Source organism: Pseudovibrio sp. WM33 (genome assembly GCF_001623165.1).
Classification (GTDB): Bacteria; Pseudomonadota; Alphaproteobacteria; order Rhizobiales; family Stappiaceae; genus Pseudovibrio.
The window spans coordinates 12556-31893 of sequence record NZ_LMCK01000124.1 but is presented as its reverse complement, the minus strand read 5'-3'; the positions used below and the strand labels follow the sequence as shown (position 1 = coordinate 31893).

19 protein-coding genes are annotated in these 19338 nt (G+C 51.2%); 6 read left to right on the top strand and 13 right to left on the bottom strand.

What is annotated here, in order from left to right:
* The first annotated feature begins 74 nt into the window (after positions 1 to 74).
* Complete coding sequence (locus PsWM33_RS21325; RefSeq protein ID WP_063301571.1) at positions 75 to 386, top strand: TM2 domain-containing protein; 312 nt, start codon at positions 75 to 77, stop codon at positions 384 to 386.
* Positions 387 to 528: 142 nt separating this feature from the next.
* Here PsWM33_RS21325 and PsWM33_RS21320 read toward each other — a convergent pair whose 3' ends face one another.
* Both PsWM33_RS21320 and PsWM33_RS21315 read right to left on the bottom strand, forming a co-directional pair.
* On the bottom strand, positions 529 to 2988 hold the full coding sequence (locus PsWM33_RS21320) for a heavy metal translocating P-type ATPase (RefSeq protein WP_208994688.1): 2460 nt from the start codon (positions 2986 to 2988) through the stop codon (positions 529 to 531).
* A 145-nt stretch (positions 2989 to 3133) separates the two neighbouring features.
* The gene (locus PsWM33_RS21315; RefSeq protein ID WP_063291126.1) at positions 3134 to 3580 is read right to left on the bottom strand and encodes a MarR family winged helix-turn-helix transcriptional regulator; all 447 of its coding nucleotides are present in this window, start codon (positions 3578 to 3580) and stop codon (positions 3134 to 3136) included.
* Positions 3581 to 3674: 94 nt separating this feature from the next.
* Between PsWM33_RS21315 and PsWM33_RS21310 the strand changes: the two genes are divergently transcribed.
* The gene (locus tag PsWM33_RS21310) at positions 3675 to 4196 is read left to right on the top strand and encodes a cytochrome b (RefSeq protein ID WP_063286115.1); all 522 of its coding nucleotides are present in this window, start codon (positions 3675 to 3677) and stop codon (positions 4194 to 4196) included.
* A 15-nt stretch (positions 4197 to 4211) separates the two neighbouring features.
* On the opposite strand, the gene folK is transcribed toward PsWM33_RS21310, so the two are convergent.
* From folK to PsWM33_RS21290, 4 genes are all read right to left on the bottom strand, one after another.
* Positions 4212 to 4703 carry a 2-amino-4-hydroxy-6-hydroxymethyldihydropteridine diphosphokinase gene (gene folK, locus PsWM33_RS21305; RefSeq protein WP_057460749.1) on the bottom strand — a complete coding sequence of 164 codons (492 nt, stop codon included), beginning with the start codon at positions 4701 to 4703 and terminating at the stop codon, positions 4212 to 4214.
* On the bottom strand, positions 4703 to 5524 hold the full coding sequence (gene folP / locus PsWM33_RS21300) for a dihydropteroate synthase (protein WP_063301569.1): 822 nt from the start codon (positions 5522 to 5524) through the stop codon (positions 4703 to 4705). Before folP ends, folK begins: the two co-directional genes overlap by 1 nt.
* 133 nt (positions 5525 to 5657) lie before the next feature.
* The gene (locus PsWM33_RS21295; protein WP_063301568.1) at positions 5658 to 6893 is read right to left on the bottom strand and encodes a multidrug effflux MFS transporter; all 1236 of its coding nucleotides are present in this window, start codon (positions 6891 to 6893) and stop codon (positions 5658 to 5660) included.
* A 173-nt stretch (positions 6894 to 7066) separates the two neighbouring features.
* The gene (locus PsWM33_RS21290) at positions 7067 to 7957 is read right to left on the bottom strand and encodes an AraC family transcriptional regulator (protein ID WP_208994687.1); all 891 of its coding nucleotides are present in this window, start codon (positions 7955 to 7957) and stop codon (positions 7067 to 7069) included.
* 228 nt (positions 7958 to 8185) lie between these two features.
* On the opposite strand from PsWM33_RS21290, the gene PsWM33_RS21285 reads away from it, so the two are divergent.
* A complete protein-coding gene (locus tag PsWM33_RS21285) occupies positions 8186 to 8566 on the top strand; it encodes a hypothetical protein (protein WP_152986549.1) in 381 nt (126 codons plus the stop codon).
* A 309-nt stretch (positions 8567 to 8875) separates the two neighbouring features.
* Positions 8876 to 10696 carry a translational GTPase TypA gene (gene typA / locus PsWM33_RS21280; protein WP_063301631.1) on the top strand — a complete coding sequence of 607 codons (1821 nt, stop codon included), beginning with the start codon at positions 8876 to 8878 and terminating at the stop codon, positions 10694 to 10696.
* A 50-nt stretch (positions 10697 to 10746) separates the two neighbouring features.
* On the opposite strand, the gene PsWM33_RS21275 is transcribed toward typA, so the two are convergent.
* The 7 genes from PsWM33_RS21275 to PsWM33_RS21245 form a co-directional block, all read right to left on the bottom strand.
* Complete coding sequence (locus tag PsWM33_RS21275; protein ID WP_063301567.1) at positions 10747 to 11352, bottom strand: TetR/AcrR family transcriptional regulator; 606 nt, start codon at positions 11350 to 11352, stop codon at positions 10747 to 10749.
* Between the two features lie 2 nt (positions 11353 to 11354).
* Entirely contained in the window at positions 11355 to 11795 is a 441-nt protein-coding gene (locus tag PsWM33_RS21270; RefSeq protein WP_063301566.1) for a hypothetical protein, read from the bottom strand.
* Positions 11796 to 11942: 147 nt separating this feature from the next.
* A complete protein-coding gene (locus tag PsWM33_RS21265) occupies positions 11943 to 12887 on the bottom strand; it encodes a sterol desaturase family protein (RefSeq protein WP_063301565.1) in 945 nt (314 codons plus the stop codon).
* 607 nt (positions 12888 to 13494) lie between these two features.
* Positions 13495 to 14103, bottom strand: a complete 609-nt coding sequence (locus tag PsWM33_RS21260) for a superoxide dismutase family protein (RefSeq protein ID WP_208859964.1) — start codon at positions 14101 to 14103, stop codon at positions 13495 to 13497.
* Positions 14104 to 14302: 199 nt separating this feature from the next.
* Positions 14303 to 15238, bottom strand: a complete 936-nt coding sequence (locus tag PsWM33_RS21255) for a prephenate/arogenate dehydrogenase family protein (protein WP_063301564.1) — start codon at positions 15236 to 15238, stop codon at positions 14303 to 14305.
* Positions 15239 to 15256: 18 nt separating this feature from the next.
* Positions 15257 to 16354 (bottom strand): histidinol-phosphate transaminase, encoded by a 1098-nt coding sequence (gene hisC / locus PsWM33_RS21250; RefSeq protein WP_063301563.1) that lies wholly within the window; start codon positions 16352 to 16354, stop codon positions 15257 to 15259.
* Positions 16355 to 16386: 32 nt separating this feature from the next.
* Complete coding sequence (locus PsWM33_RS21245) at positions 16387 to 17235, bottom strand: chorismate mutase (RefSeq protein WP_063301562.1); 849 nt, start codon at positions 17233 to 17235, stop codon at positions 16387 to 16389.
* A gap of 284 nt (positions 17236 to 17519) precedes the next feature.
* On the opposite strand from PsWM33_RS21245, the gene metX reads away from it, so the two are divergent.
* Entirely contained in the window at positions 17520 to 18668 is a 1149-nt protein-coding gene (gene metX / locus PsWM33_RS21240; RefSeq protein ID WP_063301629.1) for a homoserine O-acetyltransferase MetX, read from the top strand.
* 43 nt (positions 18669 to 18711) lie between these two features.
* Entirely contained in the window at positions 18712 to 19335 is a 624-nt protein-coding gene (gene metW, locus PsWM33_RS21235; protein ID WP_063301561.1) for a methionine biosynthesis protein MetW, read from the top strand.
* Positions 19336 to 19338: the final 3 nt, after the last annotated feature.

Sequence of the window (19338 nt, the reverse complement as noted above, 5' to 3'; positions counted from 1 at the left end):
ATTCAAAAGATATAAGAGCTACTTCTTCGATCAAAAATTTGCACCCGCACATCTGTGCAATTGAAAGGTGAATTATGAACAAAGCAAATTACTTTATGCAGTTGAAAGCACTGAGAGATAACATCCCAGCTGAAAAACAGGCTGATTTTGACGTGATGTTTGCAGGTAGAGAAAAGAACCCTGTTGTAGCACTCGTGCTTGGCCTGTTCCTCGGCAGCTTTGGCATCGACCGCTTCTACACCGGTCAGATCGGCCTCGGAATCCTCAAGCTCATCACATTCGGTGCACTCGGCATCTGGACGTTGATCGATTGGTTCCTGATTATGGGCGCTGCGCGCAACAAAAACATTCAGATCGCAAATGAAACTGCGCTCTACATAAAGTAAGAGATCAAAAGCCGAGGCAAACCACCTCGGCTTTTCTTTTACAGCGTATCTCCGAAAAGTGGAAACCGGTTTTCGGAGATACGCAAAAACAAAGGCTAAAGCAGTTCATGTGATTCAGCTTAAATGCGAACTGCTTTAGCAATTACGCTTTGTCCTTCAGCAACCGCAGAGCGTTGGTTACCACAATCAACGTGGCTCCCACATCACCCAGTATCGCGGCCCAAAGGCTGGCAAAGCCCATTGCGGTCAGCACCACCAGAATACCTTTCACGATAAATGCAAATGCGATGTTCTGGTGAATGATCTGGAGCGTCCGCTTGGAATGGTGAATGAGCCACGGCAAGCGGGAAAGGTCATCTTTCATCAACGCGATATCAGCGGTCTCAATAGCAGCATCAGAACCAATCGCGCCCATCGCAATGCCAAAGCTGGCTCGTGCCATGGCAGGCGCATCATTCACACCATCGCCGATCATCGCAACTGTCTCATATTCATGAGAGAGCTGCTCAACGGCTGCGACCTTATCTTCCGGCAGCAACTCGGCACGCACCTCATCAATACCGACAGAGGATGCAACACGTTCAGCCGTCGCCTTATTATCACCAGTCAGCATAACCAGCTTCACAACGCCTGCTTTATGCAGCTGAGACACAAGCTCTTCTGCCGTATCGCGAACGGTATCAGCCAGGGCAATCAACCCGCAGACATGCGCATCAGTTCCAACTGCAACAACAGTCTTCCCTTCAGCTTCTAATTCACGCGCCTTCGCATCGGCTTCACCAATATCGAAGTCCTTTTCATTCAGGAAGCGACGAGATCCCAGCCAGTAGCTCTTACCGTTTCGCTGGCCTGAAAGACCGCGCCCCGGCAACAGCTCAACATTCTCAGCAGCCTGATACTCAACACCATCTTCCTTAGCACGTGTCAGGATCGCTTCTGCAAGTGGGTGAGAACTTCGAGCTTCCAAGGAAGCAGCACGTGTAAGAAGCTCTTCAACGCTATGACCAGACAACGGATAAACATCAGTCACAGTCGGCAGACCATTTGTAATAGTGCCAGTCTTGTCAAAGGCCAAAGCTTTTAACCGCGCAGGCAATTCAAGGAAAACACCGCCCTTAATCAGCACGCCATTGCGAGCTGCCGAGGTCAAGCCAGCCACGATGGAGACGGGCGTAGAGATAACCAGCGCACATGGGCAGGCAATAACCAGCAGCACAAGTGCACGGTAGAACCAATCCATCCATGCTGCACCAAACAGCAGAGGCGGAATCGTAGCGAGCAAAATCGCAAGAACCATCACCGCAGGCGTGTAAACGCGGGCAAACTTTTCAACCCATTGTTCTGCTGCAGCACGCCGGGCCTGCGCCTCACTCACCATGCGAATAATACGGGCAAGCATGGTGTCATCAGCACCCTTGGTTGCTTCTACTTCAAAGCTGCCTTCCCCGTTGATAGTACCAGCATAAACATCATCACCCGCCTCTTTCATCACGGGCACACTTTCACCCGTGATAGGAGCTTGATCGACACTGCCAACACCTTTGCGCACGACGCCATCAAGCGGAATACGATCCCCACCCCGAACAACAAAAGTCGCGCCAGGCTTCACACTGTTGGCAGGAACGTCTTCTTCACTTCCGTTAGGCTTAAGCAGGCGAACAACGGTTGGGACAATATCCATAAGCGCTGCAACAGCTTTACGCGCACGCCCAACACTCCAGCTTTCCAGATAAAGCGAGAGAGAAAACAGGAAGGCGACCGTCGCACCTTCAAACCACTCTCCAATGCCGATAGCACCTGCGACAGCAACCAGCATCAGCAGGTTCATATCAGGCCGCAACGTCTTGAGCGCATACCATCCCTTAGGCGCCACCAACCGCAATCCTGCGACGATGGCGAGCATGTACAGAACTTCTACCGGCCCGGACGGCACGGACTGGAAGACACTAAACACATCCGTAGAGTTGGTGCTGGAGAAAAACAAAACCGCCTGAACAACAAGCGCAATTGCCCAGAACAAGCCACTGGCAACTGTAAATGTACCAAGACGCCGATGCTGCTTTGCACGGGCATCCGCTGCTTCTTGTTCAATGAACAGAGCAGCCTTCATGCCTGTCGTATCAACCGCCTTGATGATCTTCTCATCAGCGACGTCACGCGCAACAGGAGAGACGATCATCTTGCCGTTCAAAACATCAAACGCAAGGTATTCAGGATCACCAACAACAGGCCCAACAACACGGCGAAGAATTCCCATCTCTTCCGCGCAGCACAGCCCCTCAACCCGGAAAGAACGTGCGCCCTTCCAGTTGGTTACATCGGGAATAGCCGCTTCACTTTGGCTGGAACACCCGCAACCTGTATGGGCATGTATATGCGTATGCTCATGCTCTCTAGCAGAACTGCAGCAATCATCTTCAGAGCTATCATAATCAGAGGAGCAGCAAGAGGTCTCGTTCTCTTGAACAGCACTGTCACCAGAACAGCAGGAACCCTCAGTATCCTGAGGCTGCACCGCTTTGTTAGAACAGCAGCTTTTCGTGGTTTGATCTTCGATCTCTTCCGGAGAGAGTTTCTGGCCTCGATCTTCCGCGTTGGACATGATCCACTCCATGCAATTTCTTCATTGCAAGAGAAGATAAGACCTCTAGTCGCTATAGCTTCAAGAGCAAAATGCTAATTCTATGAATTTTCTTTTCGGAGGTCCCTGCTGTTTTGACAGAGAACGCTAGTATCAGGTTCAGATTTCACGACTTTCTGGATTTTACCTGAACGCTTTTGAGCATACGCTCTAGCATTGGGAGCAACTGTTCCTTCTCAGTTTCGGTCAAATCTGACAGCAAAATCCCATTCACATGCTTGTACATATCAATCAGATGAGACAGTCCCTGCCCTTTCTCCGTGAGATGGATTTTCACCGACCGCTTGTCATCCTCAACAGCACTACGGCTGACCAGCCCCTTGCTCTCCATGCGGTCCAGCAAGCGAGAAAGCGCAGCTGTCTTCTTGCTTGAATACTCCGAAAGCTCCGAGACGTTCAGTCCATCTTGCCGCCACAACGCAGAAAGCACGACCCACTGCGCCAGAGAAATATCGTGCGGACGTAAGTAGTCCTCAGCCAAGTTGCAAGCTGCTTCAGACAAGGTGTTCAGCAGTCGCCCCATAGAGGGCAGATAAGAGGGGGTCTCGGTCATCGAATTCCTGAATATTTTGATCTCATTATATTATTGACATCTAATTTACATGTAAACTAAAATAACTACATTCCTATCGCCAAAGGTAAGCCCAATGTCATCACCACAAAAATATAGCCGCCCGACAATCATCCTTCATTGGTTGTTCGCCGTCACCATCATTGCTGTGTTCATTTTGGGAAAAGTTCTCGAAGGAAGCGCAATCTCGCCTGAAAAGCTCAATATCTTCATGGCACATGCAGGGCTAGGCGCTCTGACAGGCCTGTTCCTGGTCTATCGCATCGTCCTGTTGATCAAGCATGCACGTCCAAAACCTGATCCCAATTGGGGCATCGTCATGATCAGCTTATCCAAGCTGGTCCACTTGCTCCTCTACCTCGCGCCCCTGGCTTTGGTCATCTCCGGCATGAGCATGTCATTGTTTGCAGGCCTCATGGAACTCGCAATGGCAGGAGACTGGCAAGCCTGGCCAGAAAACATCACCATCCCGCCAGCCGCAATCCATGGCTATGCAGCCCCGATCTTGCTTGCATCATTTGCGCTGCACGTCATCGCAGCGCTGTATCATCAACTGGTACTGAAAGATAATCTTGTCGCCAGAATGAAAACGGCCTGATCAAAGACAAGGCATCTACAGCTTGTAGATGCCTTCTTTCTCTCCGCAGGTTTCCAACGCTTCTGCGGCGGTTCGCCCATCCAATAGCGGCGCCTCCGGCCAGATCTCAGCAAGCGGAATAAGCACAAAGGCACGCTCGCCCATGCGCGGATGAGGCACTTGAAGTCCCTCTTCCTCAACGCTTGCATGATCATAGATCAGAAGATCAATATCAATCGTCCGTGGCCCCCAGCGCACATCACGCACACGGCCCAACTGCTTCTCAACATCAAGACCGGCATTCAACAGCGCACGCGGAGAAAGAACCGTCTCCACGGTAATGCAACAATTGCGGTAGTCATCTTGCGGTACAGGCCCCCAAGGCGGGGTCCGGTAATCAGATGATTTCTGCAAAACTGAGATTCCGTCGACGGCATTCAATGCGGCCACTGCACCGTCGATATTCGCTTTTGTATCGCCAAGATTTGAGCCCAAACCTAGAGCTGCAACAATTTTTTCTTGTGTCATTATTGGCTGCTGCCTAGTTCCTTCATCGCCTGGAAGATCCGTACTGCATCCACGTGCGGTTTCACATCATGAACTCGCAGGATCTGTGCTCCGTTTTGCAGAGCCAGCGTATGTACTGCAAGCGACCCAGCCATACGCTCTGGCGCTTCATTATTCAACACATATCCAACCATCCGCTTGCGAGAAGCTCCCGCTAGGACAGGACGGCCGAATTTCCGAAGTTCTGAGAGCCGGCTCAGGATCTGATAGTTCTGCTGAAGAGTTTTGCCAAACCCAAAACCAGGATCAAGAATCTGGTATTCTTCGGGAATGCCTGCATCAGAAGCCAGCTTGAGGGACTTTTCAAAAAAGCGATCAATATCGCTCATGATATCCAGCTTCTCATTCACCTCACTGCGGTTATGCATCATAACCACCGGCACACCAGCATCTGCCACAGCACCGGCCATCTCAGGGTCTTTCTGCAGGCCCCAAACGTCATTCACGATATGCGCACCGGCCTTGCAAGCCTCAGCAGCAACTCTCACCTTATAGGTATCAATGGAAATCAGCACCGGCAGTTCTTTGATCAGCTCAAGAACCGGCAGAACACGCTCCAGCTCATCCTGTTCCTGAACAACCGTCGCTCCGGGCCGCGTGCTCTCGCCGCCAACATCAATGATGTCAGCACCTTCAGCGATCATTTCATTTGCATGCGCCAACGCCACTGCTGGTGCATCAAACTGTCCGCCATCAGAAAAGCTGTCTGGAGTTACATTCAATATGCCCATGACGAGCGGACGCTGAGAGCTTTCCAGCAATCTATGATCAAACTCTGCCATAAGGGTTCCCTCCCAATTTCTGGCCCCTCATAGCCTCCCATCGCCTTTGTTTCCAGCAAAAATCAAAAGACCTTTTCTACCTGCTACAAGATATGGCCGATATTTACTGCATGGTGATCAAATCAGCGCGCTTTTAAGGACTGACAGACTGTTCTTCCACGTCTCGTTTTTTTACCGGCAACACAAACAGGAACAGCGCGAGAAAGGCCATGCCTGGCATCACAACGCCCAGAGCGGTCACAGGGTCAGGCACAACAATCGCGGTAACCAGACTTCCCAGAAAACCACCCGCCATCTGCATAAAGCCCATCAAAGCAGAAGCAGCCCCTGCAATCTTGGGAAACGGCTCCATTCCTCGCATAGAGAGAGCTGGCAGAGCCATTGAAGCGCCAAAAGCAAACACACCAATCGGGATCATGATGCTCAAAAAGCTCAGATATTCAAGCTGCGTGACAGTAAACAACGCCAATCCACCCAAGCCGCACAAAACCAGCGCCGGCCCAAGAAGCGCCTCTGTGCTGAACCGCCGTAAGAGCAAACGGGTAGCTACTCCACCAGCAAAGAACGACCCTGATTGAAGCACCATCCCCATACCGAATTGCAAAGGCGTCAACCCAAGTCGCTCAATCAAAACAAACGGCAAGACCGTCGAGAGCGTATAGATCACGCCAATAGTAAACCCGAGGATCAGCGAGGGCTGCATGAACTCAAAAGACCTCAGCAGCGTCCAATAGGAAGCCGCCATCTGCCTCGGACGAATAAGCTTCACATCTCGGTGGGAATTGGTTTCCGGCAAAACGGTGAGCGTTAACAGCAGGATAAACCCGGCATAGATCACCATCAAAATAAAGATCGCCTGCCAACCAAACGCGCTGAGCGTTAAAGCGCCAATTGTCGGAGAGATAGCAGGCCCGATCCCCAGCATCACGGCCAGCAAGTTCATAATCCGCGCACCAGCCTCACCAGAAAACTGATCTCGCACAATCGCACGCGCCACCGCAATTCCGCTGGACGCACCAATCCCTTGTATCAGCCGGCCAAGCAGCAGCATTTCAATGTTGGGCGCCAACCACGCCAAAAGGCTGCCGAGCAAATACAAGCTAAAGAACCCGAGAATGATAGGACGGCGCCCAAACGCATCAGAAAGAGGCCCGCACAACAGCTGCGCCAGCGTGAAGCCTGCAAAATAAACGGTAAGTGTAAGCTTGGCGACAGCAGCCGTCGTCCCAAACACCTCCGCCAAAGTCGGCAAAGCAGGCGTATAAAGCGCCATAGAAAGCGGGCCAATCGTCACCAGCAATGCGCCGATGACAGCCGTACGACCAGCCGAGAGCTTAAGCTCTGTTTGTGTACCCGTTGCCTTATTCATTCCCGAACCCCAAGGCAAGGCACTGAGCTATCCCGTATGCGCTTCACCAGTTTTCTTGATAATCATCAGATGCGCGGCAACTCTAGGAAAATTGCGTAGAGCGCACAACGAAAAACACGCGCCCTCCTTTCGGAGTGCGCGTGTCAAAAACCTATAAGCGAGCACATTATGCGTTACGCTAAAACACGAAACTTCGCTGCTTCCTGGGTTGGAGAGCTGCCAAAGAACCGCTTGAACTCACGGCTGAACTGCGACGGACTTGCATAACCAACCCGATAAGCAGCCTGACTGGCGCTCATATTCTGGCTCAGCATCATAGACCGCGCCTTATGCAAGCGGATCGACTTAACGTACTGCAGCGGAGAAAGACCGGTGGCACCTTTAAAGCCAGCATGGAAAGCAGAAATGCTCATACATGCCATCTTCGCCATTTGGTCTACGCTGAGATTTGTTGAGAAATCCTCGTGCAACACTTGAAGAACTCGCGCAATCCCTTGAGACTTCTCACTATTCTGGAACAGCACCCTCAGGCTTGCACCGTACTCGGACTTGAGCACGTGGTACAAAAACTCGCGATAGTACCCATCAGCGAGAATTTTAGTTTGTTCTTCGCTATTTAGCGTCTGCATCAGGCGACAGACAGAAAACAATGCCTCTTCAGACAGATGCGCTGGACGACCAAGCGTTTCGCCATACTCAAACTCGAGAGGCTCCTGCTCGATAAGCAGCATCAGTTCTGCCAAGACATTGATATCGATCGCCAAATTGACCGCGTAGAGAGGCTTCTCAGGAGACGCTTCTACAATCTCAATCTCAAGCGGGATCGGAGAAACGAGCGCGGCATAGCTCTGCTGGGAATAGAGGAAACTCTGACTACCCAAATGGCCTCTGACCAGACCCTGAAAAACGATACGAATGCTTGGTGAATACATAACAGCGCGAGGCTTTGTCGCCATTGTCATGCGAATCACTTCGACACACTCATGTCTGGTTGCACTCACACCTTCGCTTTGAGCGAGTGGGGCAAACCATTCTTCTAACCACTGTTGGGTTGCAAATTGCATTGGTTTTCCAACAACTTTTGGGATTACGCGCACAGGGGGTATTCTATTGTCTTTTAATCACCCACCACGAATAAGTTGGTGTAAATATTGGGGATTGCAATACCCAATATTGCGATATTGAATGGTATTAGATTGCCATATTCCTTTTTGTAGTCAAGCGACTGTCTTCGGATGGTGCTTACCCATAATTTATTAGTTAGCCTAAGGTCTAAATTAAAGGAGCATTGCTTGCTTTTAGCTGAACTGTCTCACCTTGAACAACAGAAACAGGAGCTGCAAGCAAGCTTTCGCGAACGTGGCTACGCATTTCACCACCAAATCGACACGCCAGGCCGCATCTGGAGAAATTTATTTGCTGAGGCAGAAGAAATCTTTGTCGCTCTCACCTCGGGTATGTCTATAGGCATCAACGGCCAGTTTATCAATCTGGAGCCCTTCGAAGAGTTCTACATCCCTGCCGGAAAAAACTACGATATCGTCGGTCGCTGCCCCGATGAGTGCCAATGGATGCACGCCTACGACCTTGCAGAAGTCGACGTACGCTCCAGACTGGTAAGAAAATCCGGTTTACTATCTGTCGATGATTACAACTTCATAAATGAAGAGTAAGTGATCTGGCACACTTTTGCACCGAAAGCCTCATATTCTAATATCCGAACGATGACTTATCAGCTAAACAGATGCTGAATTGCGTTCTTTTTCCGGCAAAGTCTATTCAAAAAACCAGGCTCACCAGTAAAAAAGTGAGCTCGACTAAATACTTAGCAGTTTTTTAGCGAGATGGTTTGAATTGACACAAAAATAGGATAGAAGAGCGCATCTTTCATTAGAGAAAAACCAGATTGAAGGAATGGCGTGGATCGGGCACCTCATGATCCTCCCACACGCCGCGACTTCCTATGGCCAGACGGAGCCACCATGAAACTTCGCAATATTGCGATCATCGCCCACGTTGACCACGGCAAGACGACCCTTATTGACGTCTTGTTGAAGCAGTCCGGCGTCTTCCGCGAAAACCAGCGCACCGAAGAACGCATGATGGACTCCAATGACATCGAGCGTGAACGCGGCATCACCATCCTTGCCAAGAACACCTCTTTGGTCTGGAACAACACACGCATCAACATCGTTGACACACCAGGTCACGCTGACTTCGGCGGTGAAGTAGAGCGCATTCTGCATATGGTAGATGGCGTTGTACTGCTCGTAGACGCAGCTGAAGGCCCGATGCCGCAGACCAAGTTCGTACTTGGTAAAGCGCTGAAGCTCGGCCTGAAGCCAATCGTTGCGATCAACAAAATCGACAAACCAGAACAACGCGCTGATGAAGTGCTGGACGAAGTGTTCGACCTGTTCGCAGCTCTTGACGCAAACGAAGAGCAGCTCGACTTCCCAGTTGTATATGGTTCCGCCAAGCAAGAATGGATGTCTCTTGAGCCAGCTGGCCCACAAGAATCCATGGCACCACTCTTCGACATGATCCTTGACCATGTAAAAGAGCCAGAATCCGAAGAAGGCGAATTCCGCCTCCTCGCAACAACAATCGAATCTGATCCGTTCCTTGGCCGCATTCTGACAGGCCGCATCGCATCTGGCGTTGCGACCCCGAACATGGCTATCAAAGCGCTGACCCGTGACGGCAATGTGGTCGAAACTGGCCGTATCTCCAAGGTTCTCGCATTCCGTGGTCTTGAGCGTTCAGCAATTGAAGAAGGCGAAGCAGGCGACATCGTCTCCATCGCTGGTCTGACCAAAGCAACCGTGGCAGACACAATCGTTGCACCTCAGGTGACTGAGCCAATTCAGGCACAGCCAATCGATCCGCCAACACTGTCCATGATGTTCCGCGTCAACGACGGTCCTCTGGCTGGTCAGGAAGGCTCCAAAGTTCAGTCCCGCGTTATCCGCGAGCGTCTGATGAAGGAAGCTGAAGGTAACGTTGCGCTTAAGATCGAAGAAACTGCAGAAGCAGATTCCTTCATCGTTTCCGGTCGTGGTGAATTGCTTCTCGCAATCCTGATCGAAAACATGCGCCGTGAAGGCTTCGAACTGTGCGTTGGTCGTCCTCGCGTTGTTTATCAGGAAGACGAAGCTGGTAAGCGTCTTGAGCCAATCGAAGAAGTTATCATCGACGTTGATGATGAATTCCAGGGTGCTGTTGTTAAAAAGATCACCGAACGCAAAGGTGAACTTCTTGAAATGCGCCCATCCGGTGGCGGTCGCTCCCGTTTGGTATTCCACGCTCCAACCCGTGGCCTTATCGGTTACCAGGCTGAGCTGATGTCAGATACCCGCGGTTCCGCGATCTTCAACCGTGTGTTCCACGAATATGCACCTTACAAAGGCGCAATTATGGGTCGTAACACCGGCGTTCTGCTGTCCAACGGTCAGGGCGATGCTGTTCCTTACGCATTGTTCAACCTGGAAGACCGTGGCCCAATGATGATTGATCCGGGCACAAAAGTGTACCAGGGCATGATCATTGGTGAACACACACGCGGTAACGACCTTGAAGTGAACGTTCTGAAGGGCAAGCAGCTCACCAACATCCGTTCTTCCGGTAAGGACGATGCTGTTAAGCTGACCACCCCAATCAAGCTGAGCCTTGAAGGCGCACTGTCTTACATCGCTGAAGATGAGCTGGTGGAAGTAACCCCAGAATCCATCCGTCTGCGTAAAGCACTGCTGTGCCCGCATGACCGTAAGCGCGCTGAACGTGCATCAAACAAAGCGTCTTAAAACCGCTTACATTGATGTGTTAGTTAAGGGAGGGCCTCGGCTCTCCCTTTTTATTTGGGCGATAAGACCTCTCCAAAGGCCTTCAAAAACACCGCCAGTCCCTGCTCAAACTCTTCATCCCCCGGTGCGTCACCAACAATCAACTCTGCCACTTGCGGCAAAAGCTGCGGAATTGAAAGCGTCCCAAGCAACGCCAGAAACAGGTAGTGTGGCTCCAATGTTGACGGCAACCGTCCCTCTTTTTGCAAGTCAGCCAACACAACAACCTGTTGCGTATAATAAGCTTTCCTCTGGTCGGCATGCACAGGACGATCACCTTCAAAATCCAACGCCTCCCTCATGAGCAACTTGAAGAAATCGGCATCACCTTTGTTGGCTTGAGACCACCCCATCAGCATCTCTGAAAGATCACCTGAAATACTGGAACGCGTCTGCTCCCGTTCTTGAAACTGCGCAGTTAAAACAGCTTCAAACAACAGCTCTTTGGACCCAAAGTGCTTATAAACTAGTGCTTTATTATAGCCTGCCCGATCTGCTACATGCTCCATCCGCACGCCATCGACACCACGGTCGATAAACTCCAGCAAAGCAGCCTTCAGGATATCTGAGCGGCTATTACCCCGCTTGGACGTACGCACTGGATTGGTCTGTTTCATACTCATTCCTCAATGGCATCCAGGGCTTTTCGCATCATTCGGGCAATTCCTAAAAGCTGAAGGCTACCAAACAGCGCAACAACTGCTGAGACACCCCACGCAATCATCCAACCATCACCACTCATCACAGTTGGCGCAAACATACCCAGCAAAACAGTTCCGGTGACCCAGCCGTAATCACCAAGACTGAACAAGGTAACCCATGCTATCGAAGGCTTGCCCTGTTTTCCTTGCCACAACAATGCGCCTGCAAACACAAGCAAACCCAGCCCAACAAGGAGCCAGAGATTGAGGCCCTGCCAGTTTAACGCCGCAGAGACACGGTGAGGCATCCACACCATGACAACACCGCATATGGCAGAGAATATCGCATTGCCCAAAAGAGCCGCGCGCAAAAGACCTGCTGAACCAGTGCCCGATAGATTTCCAGATTCCGTAATCATGGTTCCCTCCAACCATAAGTAACGATATCGTTATTTATGGTTGGTTTCGACCTCAGGTCAACAGCACTCGCCTCAACTCCGCGTGAACAAGAAAAACCCCGACGCACGTGTGCACCGCGGTTTTGTATCGATTACATAGAGTTACGGTTACTCAGCAGGCTCTTGCACCTTCTGCTCCTCCAGTGTCTCAAGTTCAGCTGTCTTCACCGCTTGCTTCCGTTTCCAATTCGCTTTGGCCTTCTTGGTGGTCATCCGTGAGTTGTCAGGCGTCCATCCCGGCGTACGAAACATATAGCCGAGGACGTCTCTCAGGGATCTTGCGGTCTTCAAATCCCTGACCATCGCCATCCATTCATGAAACGCCACAATCAGCAGGTTGTTGGTCTCAAGGTTCTTGCCAATCCCGTAGCGCGGCGGGTCCTCTGCAACTTCCGGACTGAAAGTCCCGAACATCCGATCCCAGATAATCAGCGTCCCCGCATAGTTGGAATCCAGATACCGCGGGTTCGTCGCATGATGGACGCGATGATGGCTCGGTGTGTTAAAGATCCACTCAAACGGCCCCATACGATCAACCAGTTCAGTGTGAATCCAAAACTGGTAGAGCAAGTTCCAGGCTGCAACGAAGAAGATCATCTCCGGTTGAAATCCGAGAAGCGCTATAGGCAAGCCAAAGATAAACGTCAGCGTGATTGTCCCCGTCCACGTCTGACGCAGTGCCGTTGAAAGATTATACCGCTGAGAAGAGTGGTGATTGACATGGCTCGCCCAAAACCACCGATACTCGTGGCCAAAGCGGTGCTTCCAATAGTAGGCCAGATCATACAGCAGGAAACAAATCAGGATGGTCCACCAGTTGATAGGGATAGTCTCGATAAGACGATAGCCATAAATCCAACTGTGCGCTGCATAAGACATAGATGTGCCTAACGCGATCCCAGCGATGAGACTCCCAATCCCCATTGCCAGACTGAAAAACGTATCTTTGACTTCATAACCATCAACGCCGCGCAGCTTTAAAGCCACACCTTCTACAATCATGAGAATGATAAAAAACGGTACCGCATACGATATAGGGTCAAAAAACTCCATTGAGATGGCCCTCCCAAACCGAACTCAAAACCCGAAGTGTACCCCACACCCACGGGCAAGTTACCTTAACGGTAACACACTCCTGTATATGTCATCAAACCCCGGCATAAGAACACCTTTCAACCAGTGAAACAGAGACCTCAGCAGCAAAGTGACGCCCAAAAACTTATCCCCCTCACCAGCACTTGCCCTAGGCTAAGTCCTGTGCCCACGCATTCGGGCCGGGGTGGACCGTCCATCCCGCGGCGTGGGCGGGGTTGGGCTACCGGCATGAAGTAACGTATTGTGTCGGGAGGTCCGGTGAAGCGCCATACCCTTTTGAGGCCACAGTGGTATAGGGAGTTTGGGGTCGTTCCGGAGGGCGTCCGGTGGTGGCAGGAAACTGCCAATGGTACAGAAACGTGTCGGTGACACGAGAACGTGCCTGTCGCGTCTGTCCGAGAGGGAGCCCGCGTGTTCATGAGAAAAAGCCCGGGCAAGGCGAACAGCCAATGCCGAAGAAACATACCTAACAAGTAGCGCAGGCAGAGCCTGTTCGCCTTGCTCCACCCGTCTAAACGGGAAGTTTCAGCTTCAACATTGCATGGAAAACCATGCGGTGCCAAATCTACTTGGTGTCGCTTGCTGGCTCTTCAGGGTAGCTCTGGAAACTATCTGCATTTTGCTTAATCGGTACAATCACACCACAAGCAATCCGCCCTCCGGCATCCCCAGTCGGCTGACTGTGATAATCGTCTGGATCAGCATGAACAATCAGCGCCCTGCCCGGACCACCAATCAGGCTGTCCTTGTCATCGGGAGCCAGGTCTAAGATTTCAGAGAAATACTCAACGACAATCTTTCCATTCTCGGGAACATGAAGATTTGGAAGATCGCCCGCATGCGGACCATCAGGAACTTCAATCCCATGCTCATGCCCTTCAGGCGCGAAATGACCGCCCGCAGCCGAAAAGGTTGGCTCACATAGACCCGTTTCATGAACATGGAACCCATGTACACCAGCAGGCAAGCCATCAAATGCTGCTGTAATATGGAGGGTCTGGCTCAAGGTCTCAGTCAACACCACACGCCCAACCTGCTTGCCATCAACATCTTTCATAATGGCAACAGCGGTCGGCCCAGCGGGCACCTGATCTTCTTTAGAAGCCATCGCAGCAAAACTCGCAACAGCAAATCCGGCTGCAACAACTGCAGCCAATCCACTCAGCTTCATCATCCAATAAACTCCTGAAAGCGCTTTATTCACTCCCAGAATATTCAGCGGAGAGGCCACCTCAAAATCACTCTTGAAACCTCGGTAAACCAACACCGCTTGCCCAACTGATAAGTTGACCAGTCTTGGTTACACCTTCAAAAGAAAACCCGGATCAGAACTGATCTGACCCGGGCTAAACTCTTTCAAAACCAGCGAGATCTTACTCTGCTGGCTCGCCTTTTTCGTTCTCACGACCAAAGTTCGGCGCCGCTGATTCCTGACCGGCTTCAACAAGCTGATGGCGAATATCTTTGGTCCGCGCAAACAGCTTGAACAAGGCATCACCATCACTCCACCGGATCGCCCGCTGCAAGGCAGACAGATCCTCAGAAAAGCGAGACAGCATTTCAAGAATGGCTTCTTTGTTGTTCAGGCACACATCGCGCCACATGGTCGGATCAGAAGACGCCAGACGCGTGAAATCACGGAAACCGGAAGCAGAGTATTTGATCACTTCTGACTTGGTCACAGTCTCCAAATCATCTGCCGTACCAACAATGTTGTAGGCGATGATATGCGGAAGGTGAGACACAACAGCCAGCACAAGATCGTGATGCTCAGCATCCATGGTGTCCACATGAGAGCCACACGCTTCCCAGAAGGCAGTCAGACGCTCTGTAGCACCCGCATCACTGTCGCTATCTGGCGTAAGAATGCACCAGCGGTTCTCAAAGAGAGAGGCAAAGCCTGCATCAGGGCCGGAATACTCAGTACCAGCAACCGGATGGCCTGCAATAAAATGCACGCCGTCCGGCATATGCGGTTTCATCGCAGAAATAACGGAGGCCTTCACAGAACCCACGTCAGTTACAATCGCACCCTCAGCTAAATGAGGGCCAATAGTTTTCGCCACGGCTCCACATGCACCAACTGGCACACAAACGATTATAAGGTCTGCCCCTTTTACGGCTTCTGCTGCGTCCAGATAATATCGGTCCCCAAGCTTCAACTCTTCCGCACGCTTCAGAGTAACTTCTGAGCGTGTGGATACAACAATTTCACCCGCCAGCTTTTCGCGGCGCATGACATGCGAAAGAGAGGAGCCGATCAGACCGATACCAATCAGTGCGACCCGGCCAAACAAGGGTTCAGACATGGAGACCTTCTATTAGAACTACTTCAGAAATTCAGTGAGAGCAGCCACAACATCTCTGTTGGCTTCCTCACTACCGATTGACATGCGTAAGGCATTGTCAAATCCATAGGCTTTCACCTGCCTCAGCACACACCCGCGTTCCAGCAGGAAGGCATCCGCATCGACAGCCCGCTTACCCTGTTCCTCAGGGAAATGGATCAGAATGAAATTGCCGACACTTGGCGTAACGTCAAGACCTAGTTTGGTCAGTTCGTTAACTACCCACGGTAACCATTCATTATTGTGGCTAACTGCTTGCTCAATAAACGCCTGATCACGCACAGCAGCAGCGCCAGCTGCAATCGCAGCAGCATTCATGTTAAACGGCCCACGAATACGGCCCAATGCATCAATGATATGCTCAGGACCATACGCCCAGCCAACACGCAGCGCTGGCAAACCGTAAGCCTTTGAGAACGTCCGTGTCATGACAACGTTTTCGGAGTTCACAACAAGCTCAATACCGGACTGATAATCATTCCGCCGCACATACTCAGCATAGGCCGCATCGAGAACCAGAATACAGGTCTTCGGCAACCCGGCGTGCAAACGCTTAACTTCGTCAAACGGAATATAAGTGCCAGTCGGATTATTCGGATTGGCCACAAAAACCATTTTGGTTTTCTCGGTCACACGTTCCAGGATGGCATCCACGTCCGTCTTAAGATCTTTCTCTGGAGCGATAACAGGCGTCGCACCAGCTGCGTGGATCGCAATCTTATAAACAAGGAAGCCGTGCGTGGTATAAATAGCCTCATCACCTTCACCCAGATACGCATAGGCCAGCAGGCTCAGCACTTCATCAGAGCCACAGCCGCAAATGACATGATCAGGGTTCAGGCCGTATACTTCACCAATTGCTGTGCGAAGTTCACCAGCACTTCCATCAGGGTAAAACTGAAGCTCAGAAATGGTGCGGTAAGCTTCAAGCGCTTTCGGGCTCGCACCTAAAGGAGATTCATTGGAAGAGAGCTTATGTAGTTTATGGCCACCATTTGCCTTCGCCTTACCGGGTACATACGGATCAATTGCCAACACACCAGCACGAGGGACAGGGCGTACTACCTGCTCTTCCATCAACTCATTCCTTTATTCAAAAAACACGCAGTTTAACCTACTGCGTCTGCTTCACTATCAAATTCATCATCTAGGTCAAGCGGCGCGGGGTATCCACCGACATATCTAAGTTTATCCGGCGTCGCCTCAGCAGCTTCAAAGAAAGCCGCCAGCTCCTGCTCGGATATATTCCCCGGAACAGCTAATAACGCATCTACGCCTTCAAAACTGCGATAAAAACTCAACACTTCTATACCTTTGTGCATCAATGAGCCCGGTATAGTTCCCGTCCAGCGCACATCATAAACACAAATATCCGGCTTCTCTGTTTCAGCAGTCTGGGCCGCAACCACAACAGCAGGCAGATCAGCAGGCCTGTCCTGAACAACCAAAAACGGAAGCCGTGCAATAATCGAGGGTCCATTGGTGCCATCATCCCGGGCACCCATACCACGCCACCAAGGCGTTTCCGCACGCTCTTCCAAGCCGATCACACCAAGATCGACCTGTGAATAATCAACCGCCGCAAGCACAGCAGACGGGTCTATCTCGCGCTGCTGTTCAATCGCGTAACCGAAATAAAAGCGTGTCAGCTCACTCATTGCGAGTCGATCTGCACTACCATCAAGATGTACACGATAAGTTGTCTGGGCATTTGTTAGCGAAGAGATTATCTCACGCCAAATATGTTCCAATGACATAATAGGCAGAACACCGCGATGGTTCTCAACCAACCGCCGCATAATATCTGCTTCACGAGAGGGCCGAAAAACAGCATGCATAGAACCTTGTTCAGCTTTTGCCGCAACAATATGCTCAATCAGGTCAGCACGCTCCATAAGCAAGGCATGCAGTTTATCATCAACTTCATCTAGTTTATCGCGGACTTGAGACAAGCTCATTTTTAAATCCGAAACTGATGAAGACCCAGACATTGCACTAACCCACTCGAATTATTGAACAGAACCTATGTAAATTCATAGGAAACAACGACGGTGAAAGCAAAAGAAAACGTTGACACACTGCCAATTGGCACCTAGCAAAAACTCTCTTGCAATCCCTAGAGGAACACCCAATTCGCCTTCACAACACCGCGGAAGAAAACATGACTGAGACTGCCAGCGCAAAACCGGAGAAGACTCCGAATATCTCGCCCTCAACACAAGCCAGTGTTGCAGCGGAACAGATGGATATGCCTGCCAGCAAGCTCATGCGATTTGGTCCAGACAATCCTCTTCGGCTTGATGAAGGCACAGAACTCGCCCCTTGGCAGATTGCTTATGAGACCTATGGCGAACTGAACGAAGACAAAACCAACGCCATTCTTGTGTGCCACGCCCTTACTGGCGATCAGTATGTTGCCTCTGAAAACCCCGTAACCGGCAAACCCGGCTGGTGGTCAATGATGGTCGGTCCTGGGCAACCAGTGGACACCGACAAGTATTTCGTCATCTGCGCAAATGTGCTCGGTGGCTGCCTCGGCACCACCGGTCCTGCATGTACCAATCCGGAAACCAATGAGGTTTACGGGTTAGACCTGCCTGTCGTCACAATCGGCGATATGGTGCGTTCCCAGGCAAAACTGGTTGAAGCGCTCGGCATCGAAACGCTTTTCGCAGTCGTCGGCGGCTCCATGGGCGGCATGCAAGTGCTGCAATGGGCATCTGCCTATCCAGAAAAAGTATTTGCAGCAGTCCCAATCGCAGCTGGTCCGCGCCACTCCAGCCAGAACATTGCCTTCCATGAGGTAGGCCGTCAGGCTGTCATGGCTGATCCTGACTGGTGCCACGGACAATATGCCAAAGAAGGCAAGCGCCCTATGAAGGGCCTGTCGGTTGCCCGCATGGCAGCGCACATCACCTACATGTCTGATGAAAGCCTGCACAGCAAATTTGGCCGCAACCTGCAAGATCGATCAGCCATCACTTTCGGCTTCGATGCAGATTTCCAAATCGAGAGCTATCTGCGCCATCAAGGCATGACCTTTGTCGATCGTTTTGACGCGAACTCATATCTCTATGTGACCCGCGCGATGGATTACTTCGACCTAGCAGCAGCGCATGGCGGCAAACTGGCCAACGCATTTTTGCATAGCACAACCCGTTTCTGCGTCATGTCGTTTACAACGGACTGGCTTTTCCCAACCTCGGAAAGCAAAGACATTGTACGAGCCCTCAACGCGGCTGGCGCAAACGTCTCCTTTGTTGAGATCGAGAGCTCACGCGGACACGATGCATTCCTTCTTGATGAACCCGAACTGTTCAAAACAATGCGTGGCTTCCTGACAGGAGCAGCAAAAGCCAGAGGTATTCCCGCACCGGGAAATGGTGATTGACCGTAACACTGAGCAGTAAGTTTCATCAGAAAGCAGATTCATTATGAAAAAACATGATTTGAGTAATGTACGCGGCGATCACCGAATTCTCTGCGATTTTGTAGCATCGGGCTCGCGCGTTCTGGACATCGGTTGCGGCACTGGTGAATTGCTGGAACTGCTGATCGACACTCGCGGCGTTGATGGCCGTGGCTTCGACACCTCTCAAAAAGGCGTGAATGAAGCCGTTGCCCGCGGGCTCTCAGTTGTTCAGGGAGATGCAGACAATGACCTTGCAGCCTACCCGGACGACGCTTTTGATTACGCAATTCTAAGCCATACGCTTCAGGCGACCATGGACCCGAAACAGGTTCTCGAGCAGTTACTGCGCATCGGCAAGAAAGTCGTGGTGTCCTTCCCGAATTTCGGCCACTGGCGCAACCGTATGCAGTTGCTGTTCAACGGCAGAATGCCAGTCACCGACTATTTGCCTTACGAGTGGTACGACACACCAAACATCCACTTCTGCACGATCCGAGACTTTGTTGCTCTCTCAGAAGAGGTCCATGCTAAAGTTATTAAGGCAGAGGCTCTGGATGCAAGAGGTCAGCGCATTGGGTTCAACGCACCGTGGTGGGTATGGAACCTGATCGGCGATCAGGCCGTCTTCCTTCTGGAGCGGAAGTAATCA